This is a genomic window from Pedobacter suwonensis (assembly GCF_044762335.1).
Lineage (GTDB): Bacteria > Bacteroidota > Bacteroidia > Sphingobacteriales > Sphingobacteriaceae > Pedobacter.
The window spans coordinates 1-24,770 of sequence record NZ_JBIWEB010000022.1 but is presented as its reverse complement, the minus strand read 5'-3'; the positions used below and the strand labels follow the sequence as shown (position 1 = coordinate 24,770).

22 protein-coding genes are annotated in these 24,770 nt (G+C 39.9%); 14 read left to right on the top strand and 8 right to left on the bottom strand.

Annotated features, from left to right (window positions below; genetic code table 11):
• The first annotated feature begins 139 nt into the window (after window positions 1-139).
• From ACIQXP_RS22450 to rplT, 6 genes are all read left to right on the top strand, one after another.
• A complete protein-coding gene (locus tag ACIQXP_RS22450) occupies window positions 140-1,039 on the top strand; it encodes a hypothetical protein (protein WP_387507991.1) in 900 nt (299 codons plus the stop codon).
• Between the two features lie 136 nt (window positions 1,040-1,175).
• Window positions 1,176-2,267, top strand: coding sequence for an acyltransferase family protein (locus tag ACIQXP_RS22445; RefSeq protein WP_387507989.1), 1,092 nt, complete (start codon window positions 1,176-1,178; stop codon window positions 2,265-2,267).
• Window positions 2,268-2,595: 328 nt separating this feature from the next.
• Window positions 2,596-4,521, top strand: a complete 1,926-nt coding sequence (gene thrS / locus ACIQXP_RS22440) for a threonine--tRNA ligase (RefSeq protein ID WP_145854697.1) — start codon at window positions 2,596-2,598, stop codon at window positions 4,519-4,521.
• Window positions 4,522-4,538: 17 nt separating this feature from the next.
• A complete protein-coding gene (infC, locus tag ACIQXP_RS22435) occupies window positions 4,539-5,108 on the top strand; it encodes a translation initiation factor IF-3 (protein WP_051691975.1) in 570 nt (189 codons plus the stop codon).
• 29 nt (window positions 5,109-5,137) lie between these two features.
• On the top strand, window positions 5,138-5,338 hold the full coding sequence (gene rpmI / locus ACIQXP_RS22430) for a 50S ribosomal protein L35 (RefSeq protein WP_010600880.1): 201 nt from the start codon (window positions 5,138-5,140) through the stop codon (window positions 5,336-5,338).
• Window positions 5,339-5,411: 73 nt separating this feature from the next.
• Window positions 5,412-5,756, top strand: coding sequence for a 50S ribosomal protein L20 (gene rplT / locus ACIQXP_RS22425; RefSeq protein WP_025144714.1), 345 nt, complete (start codon window positions 5,412-5,414; stop codon window positions 5,754-5,756).
• Window positions 5,757-5,988: 232 nt separating this feature from the next.
• On the opposite strand, the gene ACIQXP_RS22420 is transcribed toward rplT, so the two are convergent.
• From ACIQXP_RS22420 to ACIQXP_RS22400, 5 genes are all read right to left on the bottom strand, one after another.
• Window positions 5,989-7,440: a DUF294 nucleotidyltransferase-like domain-containing protein gene (locus ACIQXP_RS22420; RefSeq protein ID WP_387507985.1), complete on the bottom strand. Its 1,452-nt coding sequence runs from the start codon at window positions 7,438-7,440 to the stop codon at window positions 5,989-5,991.
• A complete protein-coding gene (locus ACIQXP_RS22415) occupies window positions 7,430-8,107 on the bottom strand; it encodes a 3'-5' exonuclease (protein WP_387507983.1) in 678 nt (225 codons plus the stop codon). Before ACIQXP_RS22415 ends, ACIQXP_RS22420 begins: the two co-directional genes overlap by 11 nt.
• 206 nt (window positions 8,108-8,313) lie before the next feature.
• Entirely contained in the window at window positions 8,314-9,057 is a 744-nt protein-coding gene (locus tag ACIQXP_RS22410) for an MIP/aquaporin family protein (protein WP_387507980.1), read from the bottom strand.
• A 203-nt stretch (window positions 9,058-9,260) separates the two neighbouring features.
• Window positions 9,261-10,754 (bottom strand): glycerol kinase GlpK, encoded by a 1,494-nt coding sequence (gene glpK / locus ACIQXP_RS22405; RefSeq protein WP_387508062.1) that lies wholly within the window; start codon window positions 10,752-10,754, stop codon window positions 9,261-9,263.
• Between the two features lie 34 nt (window positions 10,755-10,788).
• Complete coding sequence (locus ACIQXP_RS22400) at window positions 10,789-12,357, bottom strand: glycerol-3-phosphate dehydrogenase/oxidase (RefSeq protein ID WP_387507977.1); 1,569 nt, start codon at window positions 12,355-12,357, stop codon at window positions 10,789-10,791.
• 162 nt (window positions 12,358-12,519) lie between these two features.
• Between ACIQXP_RS22400 and ACIQXP_RS22395 the strand changes: the two genes are divergently transcribed.
• Window positions 12,520-13,284: a DeoR/GlpR family DNA-binding transcription regulator gene (locus ACIQXP_RS22395; protein ID WP_090979524.1), complete on the top strand. Its 765-nt coding sequence runs from the start codon at window positions 12,520-12,522 to the stop codon at window positions 13,282-13,284.
• Window positions 13,285-13,326: 42 nt separating this feature from the next.
• Complete coding sequence (locus ACIQXP_RS22390; RefSeq protein WP_145854687.1) at window positions 13,327-13,716, top strand: response regulator transcription factor; 390 nt, start codon at window positions 13,327-13,329, stop codon at window positions 13,714-13,716.
• Between the two features lie 64 nt (window positions 13,717-13,780).
• Here ACIQXP_RS22390 and ACIQXP_RS22385 read toward each other — a convergent pair whose 3' ends face one another.
• From ACIQXP_RS22385 to ACIQXP_RS22375, 3 genes are all read right to left on the bottom strand, one after another.
• Window positions 13,781-14,794 carry a zinc-binding alcohol dehydrogenase family protein gene (locus ACIQXP_RS22385; protein WP_387507973.1) on the bottom strand — a complete coding sequence of 338 codons (1,014 nt, stop codon included), beginning with the start codon at window positions 14,792-14,794 and terminating at the stop codon, window positions 13,781-13,783.
• A 332-nt stretch (window positions 14,795-15,126) separates the two neighbouring features.
• Window positions 15,127-16,437 (bottom strand): NRAMP family divalent metal transporter, encoded by a 1,311-nt coding sequence (locus ACIQXP_RS22380; RefSeq protein ID WP_387507970.1) that lies wholly within the window; start codon window positions 16,435-16,437, stop codon window positions 15,127-15,129.
• A gap of 25 nt (window positions 16,438-16,462) precedes the next feature.
• Window positions 16,463-16,843 carry a hypothetical protein gene (locus ACIQXP_RS22375; protein WP_387507967.1) on the bottom strand — a complete coding sequence of 127 codons (381 nt, stop codon included), beginning with the start codon at window positions 16,841-16,843 and terminating at the stop codon, window positions 16,463-16,465.
• A gap of 109 nt (window positions 16,844-16,952) precedes the next feature.
• Here ACIQXP_RS22375 and ACIQXP_RS22370 point away from each other — a divergent pair, with 109 nt between their 5' ends.
• The 6 genes from ACIQXP_RS22370 (at window position 16,953) to ACIQXP_RS22345 (ending at window position 24,601) form a co-directional block, all read left to right on the top strand.
• The gene (locus ACIQXP_RS22370; protein ID WP_387507964.1) at window positions 16,953-17,675 is read left to right on the top strand and encodes an LOG family protein; all 723 of its coding nucleotides are present in this window, start codon (window positions 16,953-16,955) and stop codon (window positions 17,673-17,675) included.
• Between the two features lie 109 nt (window positions 17,676-17,784).
• Entirely contained in the window at window positions 17,785-19,242 is a 1,458-nt protein-coding gene (locus ACIQXP_RS22365) for a L,D-transpeptidase family protein (protein ID WP_387507961.1), read from the top strand.
• A gap of 104 nt (window positions 19,243-19,346) precedes the next feature.
• The gene (locus ACIQXP_RS22360) at window positions 19,347-20,219 is read left to right on the top strand and encodes a universal stress protein (protein WP_387507958.1); all 873 of its coding nucleotides are present in this window, start codon (window positions 19,347-19,349) and stop codon (window positions 20,217-20,219) included.
• Window positions 20,220-20,521: 302 nt separating this feature from the next.
• Window positions 20,522-22,303, top strand: a complete 1,782-nt coding sequence (locus ACIQXP_RS22355; RefSeq protein WP_387507956.1) for a hypothetical protein — start codon at window positions 20,522-20,524, stop codon at window positions 22,301-22,303.
• A 54-nt stretch (window positions 22,304-22,357) separates the two neighbouring features.
• Entirely contained in the window at window positions 22,358-23,560 is a 1,203-nt protein-coding gene (locus tag ACIQXP_RS22350; RefSeq protein WP_387507953.1) for a PAS domain-containing sensor histidine kinase, read from the top strand.
• Between the two features lie 9 nt (window positions 23,561-23,569).
• The gene (locus ACIQXP_RS22345; RefSeq protein ID WP_293741977.1) at window positions 23,570-24,601 is read left to right on the top strand and encodes a response regulator; all 1,032 of its coding nucleotides are present in this window, start codon (window positions 23,570-23,572) and stop codon (window positions 24,599-24,601) included.
• Window positions 24,602-24,770 lie beyond the last annotated feature (169 nt).

Sequence of the window (24,770 nt, the reverse complement as noted above, 5' to 3'; positions counted from 1 at the left end):
TTACATCTGCTTTAAATAGCTTGCGAAGGCCATATCGAGGTTGACTTTAACACAATTTAACACGTTTAAATTATAATCTAAAATATCTTTGTTAAACCTTTTTTAAGCTTTCGTATCTAATCCACAAAACAAAATCATCATGAACAAAATAACCTTCGCTCTACTTGGATTTTTATCAATTGTATCGGTTGCGCATGCACAAAAGAAAAAAACTTCGGGAGCTATACAGTTTGAAAACACCATAGATCCTGCAGCTATGGCTTCAGCCAATGGCATACAGTTAACCGACCAGATGAAAGCGAGGATGCCTTCATCAAGCAAAACCAATTTTGAATTATTATTTACGGCAACCAATGCCAGTTATATGCCGGTTGAAGAAACGGAAGATAGCAACGGTGCAGGTGGCGGCGGCGGCGGAATGGGCCGGATGATGATGCGTTTTGGTGGTGGCGGAGGCAATCGGGAATACTATTACAACTTTGCTGATAAAAGTTTAACTGAAGTATTCGATCTGAATGATACGACTTATTATATGCCGAGCAAGTTAACCCTGTCTACTTCCGGTCCAATTTCTTCGTTCAGAACGGGCGGTGGCAACTCAAATGATACGACAAGGGCAAAAATAGCTCAGGCTCCAAAAATTGAAGTGGTTAAAACTGACTCAACCAAACAAATTTTAGGTTTTAACTGTCAACAGGCCATTGTAAGATCTACCAGGGCCATCAAAATTTTAGATATGGATAAAAATGTGGTAGAAGAAACCAAAATCTGGTACACCAACGATTTAGGTTTCGATTTTTCTCCTAATCCAAATATGTGGACAGAAGGTGCAGTACTGGCTATTGAGGGTAGAGGGAACAGCTCAATTGCCAAAAGCATTGAATATAGAAATGTAAGTGGCAAAGATGTTACTGCACCTAAAAAAGCAAAATTGATTACCCCTGAAGAATATAAAACCAAGATGGAAAATATGATGAAACGTTTTAGGCAGAACAGACCAGCAGGTGGCGGCCAGGGAAGAGCTTTTGGAATAAATTAATTAAGAATCAACCTAATATATATATCAAGCCCTGAAGTTTTTAAGCTTCGGGGCTTTTTTTGTATCATTTTTGAAGCGATTATTTGTAATGCTGACATATTTCCTATAATTGGGTTCAGATAAAAGCCTAACCAAAGTGATTATAACAGAAAACAGGGCAGAGTTGCTCCACACCAAACAACATTTTGAAATTTTGGATGGATTGAGAGGCGTAGCCGCCATAGTAGTAGTCATTTTTCATTTTATGGAAATTGCCATTACCGATTATAGCAAAAATTTTATCGGTCATGGTTACCTGGCTGTCGATTTCTTTTTCTGTTTATCGGGCTTTGTCATTGCGTACGCCTACGATAACCGGGCGGCGCGCATTGGTATTACGCAATTTTTTAAATTAAGACTAATCCGTTTACATCCTTTGGTGATTGCTGGTGCTGTGTTGGGCCTGCTAACCTTTTTATTTGATCCTTTCAGTGATTTTTACCCTGTTTATGGCTTCGGTAAAACAGCTTTGTTATTTTTAACCTCTGCTTTCCTCATCCCATACCCAATTATGCCAGAGCGTTACACCAATTTATTTTGTTTAAATGCACCAGCATGGTCACTGTTTTGGGAATACATCGCTAATATATTTTACATCCTGCTGCTTTATAAAATCAATAAAAAGGCATTGATAACTCTTACTTTGGTTGGCGCGGCAGTGCTTTGTTACGTAGCTTTACAATCTAAAAATCTTAGTGGTGGCTGGGGCGGACAAAATTTCTGGGACGGAGGAGCAAGGGTATTGTATTCATTTTCAGCCGGTATGCTCGTTTATCGGTTTAATCTTATCATTAAAAACGAATTAGGGTTTTTGGGAATTACTGCACTATTATTGGTAGCTTTTTTATTTCCTTTTAATGATGATTATAATTGGATTAGCGAATCTATAATTGTGTTGCTCTATTTTCCATTATTGGTCTCGCTAGGTGCGGGCGCAACGTTGAGTCCGGCTTTAAGAAAAATTTGCCGTTTATCCGGCGAAATATCTTATCCGCTTTATATGACGCATTATCCATTTATTTGGGTTTATCTTACCTATGTAGCAGTGGCTAAACCTAAAGGTATGATGCTTTTTGGTGTGATTCCGGTTTCGGTAATCCTGCTTGTTATTTTAGCTTACCTCATTATGCGGTTTGTTGATACACCTTTACGTAAATATTTGAAAGGTAAATTAGTAAGTGAAGCCTAAAGTCAACTCATATCAGCAAGATAAAATCGCTTGTGTGGACACTTTAGCCCCGACTAGACGCAGAGAAATTGTATTAATAAGTGCCTCCGTAGCATTTCATGATGCTTCGTAAGTTTTGAATGAGTTTCAGTTGTGCTTCCAATCCGTTCAGCGTGACAACAGTCGGGGATTTTGAAAAAAAAGCTGTAATAATCCGTGGTTTCTTGGTGATTTGATATGGAGTGAATCTTGCTTTTTGATCAATAAAACCATATCTTCGCACAAAATAGAATCACATTGTAAGTGATCTTTAAAACTTTTTTATTTAAAATTTAAATCATAGTTGTAGATGATTAACATTACTTTACCTGACGGCTCGGTCCGTCAGTACGAAAAGGGCACTTCTGCCCACCAGATTGCATTATCAATTTCTGAGGGCTTAGCCCGTAACGTATTAGCCGCTGAGGTTAATGGCGAAGTTTGGGATTCAACCAGGCCGATTGAATCAGATTCTACAGTAAAACTGTTGACCTGGAATGATGCAGCCGGGAAATCTACTTTTTGGCATTCTTCTGCACACTTAATGGCAGAAGCGCTGGAAGCGCTTTACCCAGGTACCAAATTTGGTATCGGTCCGGCAATTGAAACCGGGTTTTATTATGATGTAGACTTTGGCGACCGCGAATTTTCTTCGGATGATTTCAAAGCCATTGAAACCAAAATGATCGAACTGGCTAAACAAAAGGAAACTTTTGTGCGCGAAAGTGTAAGCAAGGCTGATGCGGTAAAATACTTTACCGAAAAAGGCGATGAGTATAAATTGGATTTAATTGATGGCCTTGAAGATGGTAAAATTACTTTTTATACCCAGGGTTCATTTACCGATTTATGCCGTGGCCCACATATTCCCAATACTGGTTTTGTAAAAGCCGTAAAACTGATGAATGTGGCTGGTGCTTACTGGAGAGGTGATGAAACTAAAAAACAATTAACCCGCATTTATGGGGTTACTTTTCCTAAGGCAAGCGAGCTTACCGAATATCTTTTAATGATTGAGGAGGCAAAAAAACGCGACCACCGTAAATTAGGAAAAGAGCTGGAGCTTTTTGCTTTCTCTGAAAAAGTAGGCATGGGCCTACCGCTATGGTTGCCTAAAGGAACTGCTTTACGCGAACGTTTGGTGAACTTTTTAACTAAAGCACAGGCCAAAGCAGGGTACGAGCAAGTAGTAACACCACACATTGGGCATAAAAACTTATATGTAACTTCTGGTCACTGGGAAAAATACGGTAAAGATTCTTTCCAGCCAATCAAAACTCCGCAGGAAGGAGAGGAGTTCTTCCTGAAACCGATGAACTGCCCGCACCACTGTGAAATTTACAAAACCAAACCACGTTCTTACAAGGACCTTCCGGTTCGTTTTGCAGAGTTTGGTACTGTTTACCGTTACGAACAAAGTGGTGAGTTACATGGTTTAACCCGAGTACGTGGTTTTACTCAGGATGATGCGCATTTGTTCTGTATGCCAGAGCAGGTGAAAGACGAGTTTAAAAAAGTGATCGATTTAGTGCTTTATGTATTTAAATCCTTAGGTTTTGAAAACTATACCGCACAGGTTTCTTTAAGAGATCCTGAAAACAAATCGAAATACATCGGCTCTGATGAAAACTGGAAATTATCAGAGACGGCCATTATCGAAGCTGCTGCAGAAAAAGGCTTAAACACTGTGGTAGAATATGGTGAAGCTGCGTTTTATGGCCCTAAACTCGATTTTATGGTGAAGGATGCCTTAGGAAGAAAATGGCAATTGGGTACTATTCAGGTCGATTATAACCTACCTGAACGTTTCGAATTGGAATATACCGGTAGTGATAACCAGAAGCACAGACCGGTAATGATTCATCGTGCACCTTTTGGTTCACTGGAACGATTTATTGCTGTTTTGATCGAACATTGTGCCGGAAACTTCCCGTTATGGTTAAGTCCTGAACAGTTTATTATTCTTCCTATTTCAGAAAAATATGAAGAATATGCAAAAAAAGTTTTAGATGAACTAAATAATTCCGATATTCGCGGGCTGATTGACTTTCGTGATGAGAAAATCGGTCGCAAAATACGCGATGCGGAAGTTAAAAAGATCCCGTACATGCTCATTATCGGCGATAAAGAGATGGCAGAAGGAAAAGTTTCTGTTCGTAAACATGGTGAGGGAGATTTAGGCGAAATGACGTTGGAAGAGTTCAACAATTTATTAAGAAAAGAAATAACAGTTTAAATTAAAATAATACAAATTTGGCATTAGGAAGACCAGGATTTAACAGGGGACCACGTCCACCTTTTAAGAAAAAAGAAGCAGAGCATAACATTAATCAGTATATAAAATCGCCTGAAGTGCGTTTAGCTGGCGATAATGTTGAACCGGGGATTTATCCTTTGGCGAAAGCTTTGGCACTTGCTGATGAACTGGAATTGGATTTGGTAGAGATTTCTCCAAACGCTGTACCGCCAGTTTGTAGAATTATTGATTACAGTAAGTTTGTTTACGAGCAAAAGAAAAAGCAGAAAGAAATTAAAGCTAATGCCAAACAAACTGTAATTAAGGAGATCCGTTTTGGGCCTAATACCAACGACCACGATTTCCAGTTTAAATTAAAACATGCAGTGAGCTTTTTAGAAAACGGTGAAAAAGTTAGGGCTTACGTGCATTTTAAAGGCAGGGCAATTGTGTACAAAGAACAAGGAGAAATTTTATTGTTAAAATTTGCCCAGGCTTTGGAAGATGTAGGAAAAGTGGAACTGCTGCCTAAATTGGAAGGTAAACGGATGTTCCTGACCGTTGCGCCTAAAGTAGCAAAAAAATAAAAACAATTTTATAAATTAAATAACAGGTTATGCCAAAAATGAAAACCAATTCCAGTGCTAAAAAGCGTTTTTCGCTTACTGGAACAGGTAAAATCAAAAGAAACAAAGCATACAAAAGTCACATCTTAACCAAGATGAGTACTAAACGTAAACGCGCGCTTGGAAATGCAGGAATTGTAACAGATGCAGATTCGGGTAACGTAAAACGTATGCTTTGCATCGGAAAGTAATTCATTAATTTCACCAGGTATCAGGCATTAAAGTTCCTTAACCGGACGCCGCTTACCAAAAAACAACAACAACATGCCACGTTCGGTAAACGCAGTAGCTTCGAGAAGAAGAAGAAAAAAGATCCTTAATTTAGCCAAAGGTTATTGGGGAGCAAGAAGTAAGGTTTATACTGTTGCTAAAAACACAGTAGAAAAAGGTTTGCAATATGCATACCGTGACCGTAAAGTTAAGAAAAGAGAATTCCGCGGATTGTGGATCCAACGTATCAACGCTGGTGCACGTCAACACGGTATTTCTTATTCTCAATTAATCGGTAAATTAGCTTCAAAAGAAATCGGTTTAAACCGTAAAGTATTGGCTGATTTAGCAATGAATCACCCAGAAGCTTTCAAAGCTGTAATTGATGCAGTAAAATAGAAATTTTCGCTTAAGCGATATTCATATTTTAAAAGGGTTCCGATGCAAATCGGGACCTTTTTTCTTTAAAACAAGGATCGTCATCCTGAACCGAGCCCTAGCGAGCTCACCGATAGTAATTTATTTCAGGGTCTTCCATTAAAGTGATAATAGAATAATAGATGCTGAATTTATTCAGCATGACGGCTGCGTATTATAAACGCTTGGTATCAAACGCCCTAAGCACTGTGGCCTAACCTAGGCTATTGGTAAACTTCATTCTAATCCCACCCTGAAAGTTGAGGATGATTTTAAAGATTTCGATCAGTGTTACCTTCTCAATTTTAGTTAAACTATCAATTTCAATAAAGTTATTTGGAGCTGCCTGATTATTCATGATCAGATTGGCCTGGTGTTTTAATCTTAATCCCATCAGGTAATAATAGGATTGGGAAAGCTCATTAAATTGCTTTTCACTAAAAACGCCCAGATCTCTTAAAGTTTTTAAACGTTCGCCGGTATTCTCCTTTTGAAAAATTCTGTTTTGTAAAGCATATACCCTCGCCAGGTCGACAATGGGGGTCATGGCAGTTTTAATATCAAACACCTCTTTTTTCTGAATTTTTTGCGTTCTGATATTTCTAAAATAGGTAAGGGGAGGCTCGTAAAGCAAAGCATTTTTAGCCAGGTATACGTAGAATTTTTCAATGGGTTTTTGCAACTCGTCATTTACGAATGACCTTAGGCTTTCCATGATTGCCAGATCGCCATAGATGGCCCTGCAATCGAAGAATGCGGCAAATTTCACAGCAGTTTCAGGCAGAGCTTCTTCAATCCAGTTTTTATAATTATACTTCCAGTGCGATAATGAATGCGTCCAGTTTGGATTGGTGGCCATATAGTCGCCGTCGCAATATACAAAGCCCACAAAGTTTAATTTATCAGAAACCTGGGTTGCCAGATCGAGAAAGTAAGAGCGTACGGCCGCTCTATTTTCTTCCGCCGTATCTTCATATATAATGGCGTTGTCCTGATCGGTTTTTAAACTCAGTTCTTTTCTACCCTCACTGCCCAAAACCATAAACACAAATTTAGCAGGCGGTGGGCCTAATTTGGCAATAACATCTTCGATAATTTTAAAAGAGATGGTATCGGCAATGGTGGTCACTACCTCGTTTACAATCTTCGAGTGCACACCCCGCGTAAGCAGTTGAGATACGATGCCCGGTACTTTCTGCCATTTAAGTTTTAAATCGTTTGTATTTACAGCCGACTTTACCGATTGGATAAAAACCAATGGAGACTCCGCCTGTTCGCTTAACAGGCGGTTTCTGCTTAAAAAACCAACAAAATTTCCGTTATCGTTTACCAATAGATACCGCGATTTTTTGCTGAACATCATCAGTATGGCCTCATAAACATAAGCATCTGGTGTTATGGTCATAATATTGGTGTCCATTACTTCATCAATAGGCAAATGTGCACTCAATTGCCTGGCGATGACATTATCCCTCAAAGTAATGTCAGTTACAAATCCTAAATAATCTCCTTCGTCATTTTTAACAAAAAGACAGCTGGTTTTTTGCTCCGACATTTTAATCGCAGCTTCGAAAATTGGTGTGTGGGGGCTACAACTCACAATTTTTCTGAAAGTAATATCTCCAATACGGGCAGTATAAATTCGATCGGCCAGTCTATCTTCCATTAAAAAGTTCCTTTAAAATTCTTTTAAACGAAAATTCTTTTCTCTTTTCTTTCTCCATGTTAAAGGTATGCTCCTGTTGGTAAATTGAAGGTAGGTTAATTTTATCTGTTTTTAAAAGGTGAAAGAAAATCTTTGCAGTGTTTTGTGTATCAGATAAAGCGTTGTGGATGCTTTCGGGCGCCTCGTTAAATAAAATGGTGTAAAATTTATCCAGTTTTAAGTGACTGATCACGGTATTGGTAATATAAGGTGCACTTGCCTTCATGGTACAGAAAAATGAGAGGTTTTTAAATATGTTTTCTTTACCAAGACGGTATAATTCGACATTTACCATATGATAATCAAGTTCAATAAAGTGGCCTATAACCAAAGGTTTGTACTTTTCTATATCGTCAGCAAACTGGAACATCACTTTCTCTTTGTTTTCTCCATGCTTGTGCAGGTATTCTGGGGTGATTTTATGAATTTTTAGTGCTGACTGGTCAATACTGAAATCGGTATTTTTGATGTAGTGATTCTCACGCTTAATTTCTTGATAGGCTTGATCGTATATAATCCATGCAATTTGAACAATATAAGGCCAGTTCTTTTCTTTAGAATAAGGGGCAGTCCAATTTTTAGGCAGGCCCGAGGTTTCGGTATCAACAACGAGGAAGTATGCTTGCAATTCTGATTGGTTAGATAAATAGTAGCTGGATGTTATTTCAAAGATAAGTAATATTCGGTAGCGGCATAATTAAATTGAGTGTTGCTTTGAGAAAATATAATAAAATTAGTAAGCTCTGCCAAACAAAATCTGTGTAGACAGCGCTATCCGTTTCAGTTGATATTAATACTTTTTTTGAATGCATTCGGCGGGTATTTCCGAAGATATCAAGATTTACTAATGAGCAAAAATGCCAGAGCGGCCAGTATCGAACCTATAGCAGGGCCAACAACTGGTACCCAGGCATATGCCCAATCGCTGCTTGCTTTTCCTTTCATTGGGATTAAAAAGTGAATAATCCGCGGACCCAAATCTCTCGCCGGATTGATGGCATAGCCTGTTGTTCCACCTAATCCCAAACCAATTACCCAAACTAAAAATGCTACGGGGATTGCACCGATGGAACCTAAGCCAATAGGGGTGCTCACCGTTTCTTTTGTGCCCATGCTGGCATCGGTAAAATAAAAAATCACGAATACTAACACGAATGTTCCGACAATTTCTGATAACAAATTCGAGGACATGTTTCTGATGGCCGGAGCAGTTGCAAAAGGTGCGGCCTTTAAAGCCTGATCGTCAGTAGCATCGAAATGATCTTTATAAATCAACCAAACCAGAAACGATCCTGTCATGGCTCCGGCCAACTGGGCTAAAACATAAAATGGAACCAGAGCCCAGCTAAAGCCTTTTCCAATGGCAAGTGCGAGGGTTACTGCCGGATTTAAATGTGCCCCGCTATAAGGACCTGCAACAACAACCCCTGTAAACACGGCCAGGGCCCAGGCCGTTGTAATAACTATCCACCCTCCGTTATTACCTTTTGTGCCTTTAAGCACTACATTAGCTACAACACTGTTTCCTAAAAGAATCATGATTGCAGTACCTATAAATTCTGAGAGATATACATTCATTATAAAATTTTAAGCGATTGAATTAATTTATTAGGTCGTTTAGAATTAAAAGCAATTTGCAGCAGGCATCTGTTTAAACCAAGCTAAGGATGCTGCCGCATAATATAAATTGTCAATCCTGAGTTAGTCGAATGGCTTGCTTTAAATCTCTTACAAGCTGTCTCAATGAATTAAAATTTATTTTTAGGCCCTAGGATGGTCAGTTACTGGCTTTCTGCACTCACCCTGGCAGCTTTTACGGCCCTGTTCCAGCCCTTTATTCGTTCTGTGTTATCAATTCCTGCTTCAGCAATGAAAGTTTTATTTATTTTCCATTGCGAACGGATCTGATCGATACTTTCCCAAAAACCGGTAGCTAAACCGGCAAGGTAGGCAGCGCCAATAGCGGTTACTTCAGTTACATCAGGTCTGATTACCTTACACTTTAGCAGATCGGCCTGAAACTGCATCAACAAATCATTGGTGGTAGCGCCACCATCCACTCTCAACTCTGTAATATTTATACCCGCATCTGCTTCCATCGCTTTCAACACATCCATCGTTTGGTAAGCAATACTTTCTAATGCTGCCCTGGCAATATGTGATTTGTTTGTGCCGCGGGTTAATCCGGTTATGGTGCCACGTGCATGTTGATCCCAATGCGGAGCGCCCAAACCTGCAAAAGCAGGAACCACATAAACGCCATCTGTATCATTTACTTTTTTAGCTAAAGTTTCTACGTCAGCCGATTTAGAAATCAGTCCCATTTCATCACGCAGCCACTGCACAACGGCGCCACCTATAAAAATACTGCCTTCTAAAGCATAATTTACTTTGCCATTAATTTGCCAGGCAACCGTGGTTAACAGGTTGTTGACAGAAATTTTCGGTTTTTCTCCGATATTCATTAGCATAAAACAACCTGTGCCGTAGGTGTTTTTTACCATTCCGATTTCGGTACACATTTGCCCAAATAAAGCTGATTGCTGATCGCCGGCTATACCTGCAATCGGGATTTTTGCAGCCAGTATTCTTCCCGCCGTTTCATCATAAACCTCGCTTGATGATTTTACCTCCGGAAGCATTGCTTTTGGGATAGAGAAAAGCTCGAGCAATTCTTCATCCCAGCTTAAAGTACAGATGTTATAGAGCATGGTTCGGGAGGCGTTGGTTACATCAGTTACATGTCTTTCACCTGCTGTTAATTTCCAGATCAGCCAGGTATCTATGGTGCCAAAAGCCAGTTTTCCTGCTTCTGCTTTTTTACGTGCGCCTTCAACATTTTCCAAAATCCACCGGGCTTTAGTGGCAGAGAAATAAGAATCTATGATCAAACCTGTTTTCTGCTGTATTTTATCGCCTAGCCCTTTTGCCTTAATTTCATCGCAATAGCCAGCAGTACGCCTGTCTTGCCATACAATTGCGTTATAAACCTGTTGTCCGGTTTCTTTATCCCAAACCACAGTGGTTTCGCGTTGATTGGTAATTCCGATAGCTTCAATATCGCCTACGGTTAAGCCTGCTCTAACGATTACTTCTGTTACAACAGCCAATTGTGTAGACCAGATTTCCATGGGATCATGCTCTACCCAGCCTGCCTTAGGGTAAACCTGTGTAAATTCGCGCTGTGCGATGGCAACAATTTCGCCATGATAATTAAAAATAATAGCCCTCGAACTTGTGGTTCCCTGATCTATGGATAAGACGTATTTGCTCATCATTAAAATTTGGTTAGAGGTTTCTGCCTTTTAGTTATTTTATATATTCATAATAAAGGTAACCATCAGCTAATTTATTGAAAGTTTTAATTTGCTCGGTTTTCCAGTTTTCATCTGCAGCTAATTCTTTGCAAAGCAGAGAGGCTACTCTAGGCGCCATATCTTTAGCAGCCTGTGCATCAATAAATAAGATTCTTAATCTCCTGCTTAAGATATCTTCTACAGTTTCTGCCATTTCGTTCCTTGCAGACCAAACCACTTCGGCTTCAATGAAAGGAAAAGACGGATGTAATGGTTTTTCAAGGCCCGGGTTTTGTTTAATCAAGGCTTCAATTTTTATACGATCTGATCCATATACGGCCAGGTGACCACTTCCCGAACTGGCTGTACTCCCGTGTATATTTAAATTTTGAGTTACACATGCTTTATGTTTTAAACCTGCATGTGCAATAGCTAAATTCACTGTTTCTTCTGCCATTAGGCGGTAAGTTGTCCATTTGCCGCCCGTAATCGTAATCAATCCCTTTGCGGAAACAATCAGTTTATGGTCTCTGCTGATTTCCTTTGTGCTGTTCGGATCACCAGAGGTAGGGGCAGCCAGGGGACGTAAACCTGAGAATACACTTAAGATATCTTTTGCTATGGGCTTACGGTTGAAATAGCCTGCTGCCGTACTGATAATAAAATCTACTTCTTCTTTTAATGCCCTCGGTTCTAAACTATGTTCGTTTAACGGCGTATCGGTAGTGCCTACCAGTAAATGCTTATGCCAGGGAACAGCAAATAAAACCCGCCCATCAGTGGTTTTTGGGATCATTAGTGCTGATTCACTATTTAAAAAGGTTTTGCTGAGGACCACATGTACACCCTGACTGGGCCTTACCATCTTCTTTGTAGCAGGATTATTCATTTGCAGGATATCATCGACAAATACTCCCGTTGCATTAATAACGATTTTACCCGTGTATTGAGCTGTTGAACCCGTTATAGTGTCTTCTGTTGCAATACCGGTAACCACATCACCGCTTTTTAAAAGGGCTGTTACTTTGGTGTAGCTGAGTAATGATGCACCCTTTTCGATAGCCGTTTGTGCAATGTTAATGGCCAAACGGGCATCATCAAACTTGCCGTCATAGTACCTGATGCTTCCTTTTAATCCCCGTGCTTTAATGCCAGGCATCATACTTAGGGTTTCTCTTCTGGACAAAAATTTAGATTTGCCAAAGCTGTATTTGCCCGCCAGCCAATCATAAAGGGTAAGCCCCGTTAAATATTTTATAACAGAAAACCAATCATAGCAGGGAATCAGAAATTGTTCTTTATCGACAAGGTGTGGAGCGTTTTGTTGTAACAGACCACGTTCTTTCAGTGCATGTTTAACCAAAGAAATGTCACCCTGAGCAAGGTAGCGGACACCTCCGTGAACCAGCTTGGTACTTCTGCTGGATGTTCCTTTGGCAAAATCAGCCTGTTCTACCAATAGCGTTTTAAAACCACGGCTTGCCGCGTCTAGTGCCGTACCTAAACCTGTTGCACCTCCACCAATAATAATAAAATCCCAATTTATATCATCAGCCGGTTGATGTCCATGCAATCTTTTCATTGAGTTTGATAATAATTGATAACAAAACGAAACTATTCGCAATTATAATAAATCCTAATCGAAATAATATGTTAAACAGGTTAAAAATTTATTAAATATTTATCTAAAATATGTTAAAGAATGTTTTTATTGCTAATTTGCAGCACGCTAATTTAATTTACTATGATGAATTTGGCTGAGAGGCATCAGTTTATTTTAAGTCGCCTGCAACGTGATCAGTACATCAATGTTGTGGATTTGTGTAAGGAATTGAAAGTGTCTTCGGTAACAATAAGAAAGGACTTAAAACTACTGGAAGACAAGAGTCTGCTGTTTAGAACACACGGTGGTGCCACGATAAACAACCCTTACACGGTCGACCGTCCGGTTAACGAGAAAGAAAAAATACAATCGGCGGAAAAGAATAAAATTGGAATGGCTGCAGCCGCATTGCTGAACGATAATGATTCTATTGTGATCGCTTCGGGTACTACAGTGCTTTATTTTGCGAAGAACATTGCCCCTGCAACCAATTTAACAGTTGTTACTTCTGCATTAAATGTGGCGCTCGAATTAATGCGCGAACCTGGTATTGAAGTGATACAATTGGGTGGCTTACTCAGGAAAAGTTCTTCTTCGGTTATGGGCGCTTATGCGGAGCAGGTTTTGCAGGATTTTTATTTTAATAAACTGTTTTTAGGGGTAGATGGCATTGATCTAGATTTTGGCGTAACCACTACCAATGCCATGGAGGCGCATTTGAATCGCAAAATGATCGGTGCATCACAAAAAACGATCGTACTTGCTGATTCTACTAAATTTGGAAAAAGAGGTTTCGGAAAGATATGCGGGTTAGAAGAAATTGATCATATTATAACCGATAAAGGAATTTCTGAACAAATTGTAAAACATTTAGAAGGTTTGGGTGTTACTGTTACTATCGTGTAGCGCATTCCACGCGAACGGACATCCCAAACATATAATTTGAACATGGAAAAAAAACGAATACACATTTTAGAAGACGATCAGGAAATCAGAAACGTGATTGAAATCCTGTTAAAAGAAGAGGGTTTTGAATTACAGCTTTCTTCTTCCTTTGCGGAACTGAAAAAAAATATCCAGGATGCAATGCCTGATCTTTTCTTATTAGATGTAATGTTACCAGATGGAAACGGAGCAGAGATATGTGAAGATTTAAAAACTGATATTTTCACCAAACATATCCCGATTATTGTAATGTCTGCACAGAACAATAGCGAGCAAAAAGCAATTGATGCATTTGCTGATGATTACATCAGCAAGCCTTTCGATATTTATAACGTGTTGGAACGCATTAACGCGCAGCTAAAAAGAAGTTCAGAGAACAGGGCTAAAGTTTAGTTGAAAATAGGATATAAAAAAGGAGAGAAGCTGGTCAGGTTTCTCTCTTTTTTTTACACGCATTTTAATATTCAATAACCACTTTGCCAATGGTTTTTCCACTCTCCAACAGGCGGTGAGCCTCTTTTAAGTTTTCTACTGAAAATCCCTTCAGCGCTTGATTTAATGTAGTTTTAAGGGTGCCATCATCTAATAATTTTGTTAACGCGTTTAAAATATGGTGCTGTTGTTCCATATCGTCAGTCTGGTACATGGAACGGGTGTACATCAGCTCCCAAGAGAAAGTCACACTTTTGTTTTTTAACTTATTCAGCGCGACAGGTGTGGCAGAGCCCGTTATTGATACAATATGGCCTTGTGGTTTAATCAGTTCTACCAAAGCATCCCAATAGTTATTCAGGTCTACCAGATCGAGAATAAAATCTACTTCCTTTAGACCTGCTGCGTGTACTTCTTCAACCAGGTTTTTATGATCTACTACCACATCGGCACCCATGGCCTTACACCAATCTTTTGTCTCTGGTCTCGAGGCTGTGGCAATCACTTTTAAGCCACTTATTTTCCTGGCCAATTGTATGGCAATAGAGCCAACGCCACCTGCACCTCCAATAATCAGGATGCTTTTTCCTTTATCTTTAGGTTCGGTTATGCGGATGCGATCGTAAAGTGATTCCCAGGCCGTAAGTGCGGTTAATGGCATGGCGGCCGCCTCAACGTAGGTAAGTGATGAGGGTTTTAAACCTGTTATGCGTTCATCAATCAATTGATATTCGGCATTGGAGCCGCTTCGGGTTAAATCTCCGGCATAATATACTTCATCTCCGGCTTTAAAAAAGGTAACATCTTCTCCAACGGCTTCAACCGTGCCAACAGCATCCCAGCCAATTACCTTGGGTGTTTCCAATACGGTGTCTTTTGCGCTGTTCTGCCGGATTTTAAAATCAACCGGGTTTACACTGATGGCTTTTATCTTTACAAGTAAGTCTCTCCCTTTTGGTTCTGGAACCGGTGTTTCAAACATGATGAAACTTTCGCTTTCGTTTATAGGGAGTGAAGTTTTAAATCCTATCGCTTTCATTACTGGTGAATTATTTTAATTAAAGATATTGTTTTTTGCATAGCAAATATAAACTGATGAACCTTAATGTTGCCATATATCTGCAATATGATAGAGGACTCGGAACAAAAAAGCTGACACCTTTAGATCACATTCAGGCAAAAATTTATAATCTGGAGAAATGAAGAGCAGGTAAGCGAAGTGTCGATCTGGCAAACGAAAATAAGGACCCAAAATCGTGATAAGCTCCTTTGTAAATTCACTTTCGCTGTTTTAAGCCATAACAGGTTTACAATCTTCTAGCTCGTTTGCGCTGTACCGTAGCTAAGTTTATGCAGTCGCTAAGGCCAATATTAGTTGTTTATGAAAGAAACAATCATACCAATAATTGCCAGTGCCATAACCCCGAAAGTGATCCAGACTATTATATTAGCGGTTTTTGAGCTTTTGTACTTTCCCATAATAAGTTCACTGGAAGAAATTCTGGCGATAATAAAAAGCAGCGGAACAGCAGCAACTCCATTTAAAACAGCCGCATATATTAAAGCTTTTATCGGATCGATTCCGATAAAATTAATCATCAGGCCAACTAGGGTTGCAATCGTGATTACGCCATAAAAACCATGGGCTTTTTTAAACTTTAAATTTAAACCGGTTTTCCAATCGAGAGTTTCTGAAATGGCATAAGCTGCCGAGCCTGAAAGTATAGGTATTGCCAAAAGGCCCAATCCGATAATACCAGTGGAGAAAATCAATTTTGCAATGTAGCCTGAAGTAGGAAAAGATCTGACCAACGGTTCAAGCGCCCTGGCTGCATCAGCGGCATCTTTAATATCTGTATTGCCCGAACGGTGGAGAACAGTAGCGGATACAACAATGATGCACCACGTAGTAAGTTCTGACATAATCATTCCGGTTGCATTGTCTATCCGCATGTTATTTAACAGCCTCCTGGTAACCAAAGGTTTGCCATTTCTTAACAGGCGTTTTGATTTTTCTTCCTCAACTTCCTGAGAGGCCTGCCAGAAAAACATATAGGGCGAGATGGTGGTTCCTAAAACGCCTATGATGATAAAAATGTATTCAAAATTAAAGCTGAAACTGGGAATGAAAGAGGCTTTCAATAAGGTAAGCCACGGTTGTTTAACAATGATCAGGGTTAAAGGGTAGGCCAGCAGGCTCAGGGCAAGCCATTTTAATATCCTTGAATAGGTTTTGTAGGTCGTAAATATCTCGAGTAATAAAGTGACAGAAGTAAAAGCAAGGGCAAGTACTGCAAATGGCAAGGGTATGATTAACGCTGCTGCTGAAGCCATAGCACCAATATCTGCTCCGATGTTTATGGTATTGGCAACAAGCACGGTACCTACAATAAAATAGAGTACTCTTTTGCTGTAATATTCTTTTATAACGGCTGCAATTCCTTTTCCCTGTACTAATCCAATGCGGGCGCAGGTTTCCTGGACCACAATCATTAACGGCAACATATAAACCGCAGTCCAAAGCTGACTATAGCCAAATTTTGCTCCTGTTTGGGTATAGGTGGCTATGCCCGACGGATCATCATCAGCTGCCCCTGTGGTTACGCCCGGCCCTAAAAGCTTTGCCCAGTTTTTAAGACGTATTTTTTGCTGTTTAAGGCGGGCCATCAATGTTGCTTTCATAAACCAGCGGGGTTATGTTTTTCGTTTACATCCATTCTGCTGCAAAACGATAAAATTCATGTCTCATCTCTTCAAATAAATCAACCTCACGCAGGTATTCGGCCTGTAGCTCCTCGTTCTTTTCAAACACACTTTGTTCTATAAATCCTTTTGTATCCTTTATTTCGCCGGCCAGCATCTCTATATTTTTCAGCAGGCGATGTTTGAGTACTTCAATCTTTTCCTGATGGATGATAAAGAGGTTTTGAAAGTGTTCTATCCCAATCATGGTTTCTTTACCAGTATTTGCCTTTGCAATTTCGTTGAGCCTTTCTCTTAAGATTTCTAATGTCTCCGCGTAAAAATCGAGTCCACGGATGCTGTCGCCGTGTACGTTATTAAGGTGTTTAATACTAATTTTTTTCATATACAATTTTAATTATTTAAAGTTTTGGCTGTTATGATACAGCGCAGTTCCGAAAGTGATACCCATCATATCTGCTGCCTGGCCGGGGAGTTAAATTTGGTCAAAAAAAATGGCCAGTAAATCAGAAATAGAATTCCTGGAAGGGCCACGGTCCCGAGCTAAGGAGTTTATTTTTACGCTAAAAACGGTACTGGATCTGATCAGGGGATTTAGAGGATTACATTTTGTAGGCCCCTGCATTACCTTTTTTGGTTCTGCACGTTTTGCACCCGATCATCCCTATTATAAATTTACAGAAAAAGCTGCAGGAGCTTTTGCACAACTGGGCTTTACGATTATGACCGGTGGAGGCCCCGGATTAATGGAAGCAGCCAATAAAGGTGCGCAGGCAGTTGGCGGCCGCTCGGTAGGCTGCAATATTTCATTGGCAAGAGAACAAAAACCAAATCCATATCTGGACAAATGGGTGAACATGAATCATTTTTTTACCCGTAAAATTTTACTGGTAAAATATTCTTTTGCTTTTGTGGTGCTGCCGGGGGGATATGGTACACTTGATGAATGTTTTGAGGCACTGACGCTCATCCAGACTCAAAAGATCAGGGATTTTCCGGTAATCATGTTTGATCGAAAATATCACCAATCCCTTTTAGAGCATATTGCAAAGATGAAAGAAGAGGGAACAATCGCTGAAAATGACCTCAGTCTCTTTTTAGTGACAGACGATATTTCTGAAGCCAAGACCTTTGTTAAAATGCATAGCATCAAGAAATTCAACCTGAGGCCAAAACGAAAAATAAAGCCTTTTAAATGGTTGCTTGAGCATTCATAGGCTTTCATGAGCAACTCGATAACTTGTAAGATATCATTGCAAAAAGTGATCGGGATCATTAAAATACGATGATTGTATTTTGATATTTATCATTGTAAATCAATCTGTTATGAAAAATAAAAATATTCAGAGACGCTTCGGTACGGTGAAGCTGATTTTTATTTCCTTAACGCTTTTGTGGGCTTTCTTATTGGTCTATAATGCTTTTGGAGTTTGCCTTAAAAAAGATGGATCTGTTATATACACCGATTCGTTATCCCTTAAAAAAGAAATTATTAGCCTGCAGCAAAAGCTGAACTATCCTAATCTGGTTGACCGCTTTTATCAGGACAGGCTGTACAAGCGTGCCTGGGTAATGCAGGATACTGTCCATTCAGATGTCTGGGCGTCGATGTTACTGATGGATTGCGTATTACAGTTTGGTTTGAACAGAAACGATTTTCATCCCGATCAGCTTACCTATGATGCGCTTCGCCCACTTACCAGTCCAAATGCCAAACTACAGGAACAGGAAATTTTTGATATTTATTTAACTGATGCCCTGATCACGCTCATCAACCATCTTCACTACGGTAAATTTAACCCTGTATTTACCACCGAACGACTGGAGTCGAAAATACCACTGGATTTTGATCCGGTATCACATCTTAAGAAAGCTATGGGGCACCCTGATTTTATGGCCAATGTTACCTCGGCCCAGCCGCAGGCAGATGTGTATAAAATGCTTCAGGATTATCTCCATCTGGTTAAGGGGCAGTATATAGATGACTGCTATGAATTTCCGGAAGGTGATGCCAGAAAAATGGCCGTTAATATGGAGCGCCTACGGTGGATAAATACAGCAGATCGTTATTTCATGCAGATCAACATTCCTTCCTACACACTTAAACTGGTTAACAATGATCACGTAGTGATCTTTAAAACCATTGTTGGCAAGCCCTCCAGCCCGACACCAGAATTGGAAAGTAAGGTGAAGTACATCACTACATCGCCAGACTGGAAAGTGCCTCATAAAATATTTACGACTGAGCTGTTACCCAAAATGTGGAAAGATTCGACCTATCTGATCAATAACCATTACAGTATTTACGATAGAAAACAAAACATAGTGCCCTTAACCAAAAGTACTATAGCTGCGATCAAAGCTAATCCTAACCTGTATGATGCAAGGCAGTCGTCCGGTTGTGATAACGCACTGGGCAAGGTTGTATTCCGGTTTCCGAATGTTTTTGATATTTACCTGCACGACACTCCGGAACAAAAATTATTTAAAAAACAACAAAGAGCATTCAGCCATGGCTGTATCAGGGTAGAAAATGCTGGTTTACTTGCCGAACTGTTATTAAGGAACGATGGCACAGGCGATAAGGTACCTGCTTTGAAATCATCAATGCTTAACATGCGGAAAAAAGATTTCCATCTTAAAAATACTGTTCCGGTAAAAATCACTTATATCACCTGCGAGGTTAATGACGGGCAGCTCCGTGTGTATCCGGATGTATATCACCGCGATCAGGTTTTGGAAAGTTTAATGTTTCCTGTTAATAATAAACCGGTAAAGAAGTAATCTACTTTAAATAATCGGTTTCTATATGTTAATCATCTGAAAATCGAGGATACTCATATTTCCACCGGCGCTTGTTCCAAACTTTATACTAAAATAAAGCCAATATGAAAAAGATCCTTGTACCTGTCGATTTCTCTGCAACAGCAGAAAATGCGGCTGATTATGCAACTGACCTTGCCCATGGTATTGGTGCGAGGGTAGAATTGGTCAATGTTTTTCAGATGCCGGAGTTTTCGCCTGCAGCCGCATCGCTGGTTTGGCCTCACGAGCAATATAAGCTGCTTGAAGAAGATGTTAAAAAAGCCTTGAACAAACTTGTCGGAAAAGTGGAGCAAAAATTTAAAAAAGCTCACCACGAACTGGATTTTAAAGCAGAAGTATTCGGTAGATTACTCCATGGAAAAATTGATCAGGAGGTGGGTAAATACTTCGCCGAATGTAAAATGAACCTGATTGTGTCCGGTTTAAACCGGACAGACCGGTTGATGAAAGCCTTCATGGGGAACATTACCAGGAAAATAATCGAACTTAAAATACCCGTGCTGTTTATCCCATCATGCTGTCGGTTTAATACTCCCAAAAAGATCGCTTTTGCCACCGACCTTACTTCGAGCGATATATCGGTTTTATGCACGCTTGCTGAATTGGCAAAGCCATTTAATGCCGAAATTTTGATTATGCATTCAGATGATGCTAACGGTCCGGAAATTTCCCTTCAACAAATTGCAGACTTCCTGCAGCTGGTTGCCGGCAAGGTGAATTATCGCAATATTTACTTCCGTCAGGTAAAAAGCGAGCAGGTGAAAGATGGTTTGGACTGGATTGTAGAAAACGGACAGATTGATATACTGACCATGGTGCACCGAAAACATGGTTTCCTTCATCATCTTCTTAAAGGCAGTTACACGGTTGATATGTCAGATCATATCCAGATACCGCTTTTGGTTTTACCTCCTGCTTACTGTATTCCTGTTTGAACCTAATTCCAGCTAATTTTGTCCGGATGAGGGGCGTAACGATTCAAGCCCCTGGTACAGGTAAAAAATAAAATTTAGTGTGATTTTAAAGAGATAAAGTACTGGCATGCTATCATGTGTGGTCCTGTGCGTTTACGGGTTGAACCTTAGCTGATCAGGTTAACTTTTCTGTCTCGAAAAAGTGATTTCGCTCATTTTTTGGTTTGAGCCTTATCATCACTACATCCGTTAAAGCAGGGTAGTTTTGTTGGAGAATTATTTAGTCTTTCAGTAGGTTAAAGGCTATTTCATACCAAAATACCATGTTACATTCATTTCATATTCCCGTTTTGGGCTTGGGTTATTCTATTGATACCCCGTTAAAAGTTGCCAGATATGGCGTTTCTTCTGTACTCTCTATTGTTGACGATGAATTGGTAGAGCGTATGCGCGCTCATCATTCGCAGAATAGATCAGTATATTACGAGGCAATCGGAAAAGATGAACCTGATAGCCGTAGCAAACGGATTACCGCCTACCTAAACTTTTTATCCGATTGCATAAACCAGGATTTTAAAGCTTTAAAACAGCAGGATTTTGGTAATGGGACTGATATCTGCCGTTACTTTGAACTTTTGCCCGACACTTCAAAATTAAAACATGGGTATGAACTGATGATGGATTATCCTGATGGAGAAGCCAAGGAGATCTTCAAATCTGTACTCAGAAATACAATGCGTATGGGGAGTATCGATGTTAATATTATGGCCAAGGTGGATAAAATGAACTATGTTGACGGGGAATACACTGGCGATGATAATACGGATGCGCTGGCCGCTTTACGGGGTTTTGCTGAAAGTAAACTCAATGCATCGGTTATACTTTCTGCAGGGATGAACCCCAAATTGTATAGCTATATCGCGGATTTCGCAGATTTCTTTCCAGATGAGAATGAATTGTTAAAAAAACGAATTATCTTAAAAGTAAGTGATTTCAGGTCGGCTTTGATCCAGGCTAAATTCCTGGCCAAAAAAGGTTTATGGGTATCAGAGTTTAGAATTGAATCGGGATTGAACTGTGGTGGACACGCATTTGCTACCGATGGATATCTGCTCGGCCCGATCCTGGAGGAATTCAAAACCAAAAGAAGTGAAATGTATCTGGAGCTTTTTGAAATGTATCAGCTGGCTTTGGTGAAAAAGGGAATTCTGGTTGAAGAGGAACCCAAACAAAAGATCACGGTTCAGGGCGGAATCGGAACCGCTGAAGAACATAACTTTTTATTGCAGCATTACCATCTTGATGCCGCAGGCTGGGGAAGTCCCTTTTTATTGGTGCCAGAAGTAACCAATGTAGATTCGAATACTTTAACGCAACTCACTGCTGCAACCGAACAGGATTTTTATTTAAGCAATGCTTCGCCATTGGGAATCCGTTTTAATAATTTCAGAAACAGCAGCATAGAGCAACAGCGGACCGAGCGGATTAAAAAGGGCAGGCCAGGAAGCCCCTGTACCAAGAAATATTTGTGCAACAACACCGAATTTACCGAACAGGCGATTTGTACTGCATCACGGGAATATCAGCACTTAAAAATCAAAAGCCTTCAAACTGCCGGCCTAACCGCTGAAGAATACGAAAAACAATTTACTGAGGTTACTGGAAAAATATGCCTTTGCGAAGGACTCTGTTCTTCAAACTACCTAAAATACGATATGCTGAAACCAAAAGAAAATGAGGCTGTTGCCATTTGCCCGGGACCCAACCTGGCTTATTTTTCTGATGTATACTCGTTTGATGAAATGGTTGGCCATATTTATGGTAAAATTAACCTGTTGGAACAGGTTGAACGTCCGCACATTTTTATCAAAGAGCTTAATCTTTATATCGATTACCTGCAGGAGGATATTAAACAACATATACAGCAGTTTAGTGACAAAAAGATAAAACAACTGAATGGCTTTAAGCTGCAACTGGCTGAGGGGATCAATTATTATAAAAAACTTTTCAGCGAAGTTTCAGATCAGGCTTCAGATGACTTTAGGCAATTATATGAACAGTTGGCAAGTTCGAAAAATAAGCTTGATACACTGATTGTTGGATAGGAAAAGAGATCGTTGATACTTTTTCTATATTTACAACATATTTGAAGCATAATAATGGACAGGTCGAAATTTTTGGATGCGATTATTGAAAACGCGATAGATGGGATTATCACCATTGATGAAAAGGGGATGATAGAACATCTAAATCCTGCGGCGCTTGAGCTTTTTGGTTATAGCAGGGAGGAGTTGGTGGGCAGAAACATTTCTGTCCTGATGCCTGAACCCGACCATTCGCGCCACGACGAGTACCTTGCCAGATATGAAAATACGGGACAGAAACATATTATTGGTATTGGACGTGAGGTTTCGGGAAAGCGTAAAGATGGCTCTATATTCCCGTTCAGGCTGGGGGTGAGTGAGATCAAATTTCCAGACCGCAATATTTATACAGGTTTTATTCACGATCTCAGCAAAGAAAAGGCCAACGAAGAACAGATTAAAAGTTATACTGAAAAACTTGAAGTTAAGATAAAGGAACGTACACAGGACCTGGTTAAGCTTGTTTCAGAACTGGAAATGGCGAAAGAAAATATGCGTGCACTTTTTCAAAAGGAAAAAGAACTCAACCAGCTTAAAACCAGGTTTGTTTCTATGGCTTCGCATGAGTTTAGGACGCCCCTCAGTTCGATTCAGCTATCTGCATCGCTAATTGACAAATATACGACCAAACATGACGTAGCCAGTGTAGAGAAGCATACCTTAAAAATCAAAAATTCCATTAATAACCTCACTACAATATTGAACGATTTTCTCTCGCTTGAAAAATTGGAAGCAGGTAAGGTGGAGGTATCGGCACAAGCTTTTAACATCATCAGTTTTGCAGAAGAGATAGCAGAAGAGATGCAAATGATGACCAAACAGAACCAGCACATTATTTACGAACATACCGGAACAACCGCTGAGGTTTACCTGGACCCTAATCTGTTGAAAAATTGCATCATCAATCTGATTTCGAATTCGATCAAATACTCGGGCGAGGACACACTCATCCAGTTCAATTCTATTTTGAAAGATGATGAACTGATTTTAGAAGTAAAAGATAATGGTATCGGTATTCCAGATGCTGATCAGGGCAATCTTTTCGAGCCATTTTTTAGGGCGCACAATACCGGCGATATTCCGGGAACAGGCTTGGGTCTTAATATTGTTAAAAGATATGTTGGCCTGATGAACGGCACGGTCACCTGCAATAGCGAGCAGCATTCGGGTACGGTATTTACGCTTACTTTTCCCTTTAAAAATAATTTTATAATTTAAATCTATCGCATGAACAGGAAAGTTTTAATTATTGAAGATAATGACGATATCAGGGAAAGTACTGCTGAAGTGCTGGATCTGGCCGGTTATAAAACTTTTACGGCTAAACACGGAAAAATCGGTGTCGAAATGGCGGTTAATCATCTTCCTGATGTAATTCTGTGTGATATTATGATGCCTGAGCTGGATGGATACGGTGTTTTGTACCTGCTGAACAAAAATCCTAAAACAGCCAATATTCCTTTTATTTTCATCACGGCAAAAACCGAGCGCGCAGATATGAGAAAAGGCATGGAAATGGGCGCCGATGACTACCTCACCAAACCGTTTGATGATACTGAACTTTTCAGGGCAATAGAAAGCAGGTTTAAGAAAAAGCAGCAGGCCACCAGTTTTAGTTTGGCAGAAGGCAATGGTGAAACGGTAATGGACGAACTGCGAAAGAAAGGTAAACCACGGGCGGTAAACAGCAAGCAGGTGATCTATATTGAAGGTGACGAACCCACACATCTTTATTACGTGGTAAAAGGGCAGGTAAAAACCTACAAACGTTTTAAAGATGGCAGGGAACTTTCTTCGGGCCTTTATCATGATGGCGATTTTTTCGGTTATGAAAGTTTATGTAACGGGGAACTTTACGCAGAAAATGCTGCTACGCTCACTGAATCAGAAATTATCCATATTCCAAAAGCCGATTTTATGGAATACCTGCTCAGTCACCAGGTTGTATCCAAAACATTTATTGGTCTGTTATCCGGCAATGTACGCGATAAAGGAAAACAAATGCTGCAATTGGCCTATTCATCAGTACGGAAAAGGGTAGCTGAAGCTTTATTACAGGTGGCTACAAAATTTGGCGACGGCGAGGCTAATACCTGCACGATCCGGATCTCGCGCGATGATCTTGCTGCATTGGTAGGTACTGCCAGTGAAACGGTAAGCAGAATGCTGGCTGATTTTAAAGATGAAAAACTGATCGATAAAACCGGTAATGCCATTAATATTTTATCCATTGAGAAACTCAGGAATATTAAGCAATAACGTTTGGCTCATTGTTCGCTGGGTTAAAGGTTTAATTGGTTAATCGGTTAACTGGGGTTGGTGCCCAGTGAGATCGTCATTTCCTTTGGTTAATCAAATGATTTAAAACTAAAGTTTATTTTTAAAACGTTAGTATAAAAGACAGGGTGAACTTTCGTCATTTCTAGTT

What these genes read in the sequence shown, in the direction of transcription:
- rplT (WP_025144714.1), top strand. Translation starts at nt 5,412, where the DNA reads ATGCCACGTTCGGTAAACGCAGTAGCTTCGAGAAGAAGAAGAAAAAAG.
- ACIQXP_RS22410 (WP_387507980.1), bottom strand. Translation starts at nt 9,057, where the DNA reads ATGAATGTATATCTCTCAGAATTTATAGGTACTGCAATCATGATTCTT.
- ACIQXP_RS22420 (WP_387507985.1), bottom strand. Translation starts at nt 7,440, where the DNA reads ATGGAAGATAGACTGGCCGATCGAATTTATACTGCCCGTATTGGAGAT.
- ACIQXP_RS22385 (WP_387507973.1), bottom strand. Translation starts at nt 14,794, where the DNA reads ATGAAAGCGATAGGATTTAAAACTTCACTCCCTATAAACGAAAGCGAA.
- ACIQXP_RS22360 (WP_387507958.1), top strand. Translation starts at nt 19,347, where the DNA reads ATGAAAAAGATCCTTGTACCTGTCGATTTCTCTGCAACAGCAGAAAAT.
- ACIQXP_RS22365 (WP_387507961.1), top strand. Translation starts at nt 17,785, where the DNA reads ATGAAAAATAAAAATATTCAGAGACGCTTCGGTACGGTGAAGCTGATT.
- rpmI (WP_010600880.1), top strand. Translation starts at nt 5,138, where the DNA reads ATGCCAAAAATGAAAACCAATTCCAGTGCTAAAAAGCGTTTTTCGCTT.
- ACIQXP_RS22375 (WP_387507967.1), bottom strand. Translation starts at nt 16,843, where the DNA reads ATGAAAAAAATTAGTATTAAACACCTTAATAACGTACACGGCGACAGC.
- ACIQXP_RS22400 (WP_387507977.1), bottom strand. Translation starts at nt 12,357, where the DNA reads ATGAAAAGATTGCATGGACATCAACCGGCTGATGATATAAATTGGGAT.
- ACIQXP_RS22380 (WP_387507970.1), bottom strand. Translation starts at nt 16,437, where the DNA reads ATGAAAGCAACATTGATGGCCCGCCTTAAACAGCAAAAAATACGTCTT.
- ACIQXP_RS22390 (WP_145854687.1), top strand. Translation starts at nt 13,327, where the DNA reads ATGGAAAAAAAACGAATACACATTTTAGAAGACGATCAGGAAATCAGA.
- glpK (WP_387508062.1), bottom strand. Translation starts at nt 10,754, where the DNA reads ATGAGCAAATACGTCTTATCCATAGATCAGGGAACCACAAGTTCGAGG.
- ACIQXP_RS22395 (WP_090979524.1), top strand. Translation starts at nt 12,520, where the DNA reads ATGATGAATTTGGCTGAGAGGCATCAGTTTATTTTAAGTCGCCTGCAA.
- ACIQXP_RS22370 (WP_387507964.1), top strand. Translation starts at nt 16,953, where the DNA reads ATGGCCAGTAAATCAGAAATAGAATTCCTGGAAGGGCCACGGTCCCGA.
- ACIQXP_RS22345 (WP_293741977.1), top strand. Translation starts at nt 23,570, where the DNA reads ATGAACAGGAAAGTTTTAATTATTGAAGATAATGACGATATCAGGGAA.
- ACIQXP_RS22450 (WP_387507991.1), top strand. Translation starts at nt 140, where the DNA reads ATGAACAAAATAACCTTCGCTCTACTTGGATTTTTATCAATTGTATCG.
- thrS (WP_145854697.1), top strand. Translation starts at nt 2,596, where the DNA reads ATGATTAACATTACTTTACCTGACGGCTCGGTCCGTCAGTACGAAAAG.
- ACIQXP_RS22350 (WP_387507953.1), top strand. Translation starts at nt 22,358, where the DNA reads ATGGACAGGTCGAAATTTTTGGATGCGATTATTGAAAACGCGATAGAT.
- ACIQXP_RS22355 (WP_387507956.1), top strand. Translation starts at nt 20,522, where the DNA reads ATGTTACATTCATTTCATATTCCCGTTTTGGGCTTGGGTTATTCTATT.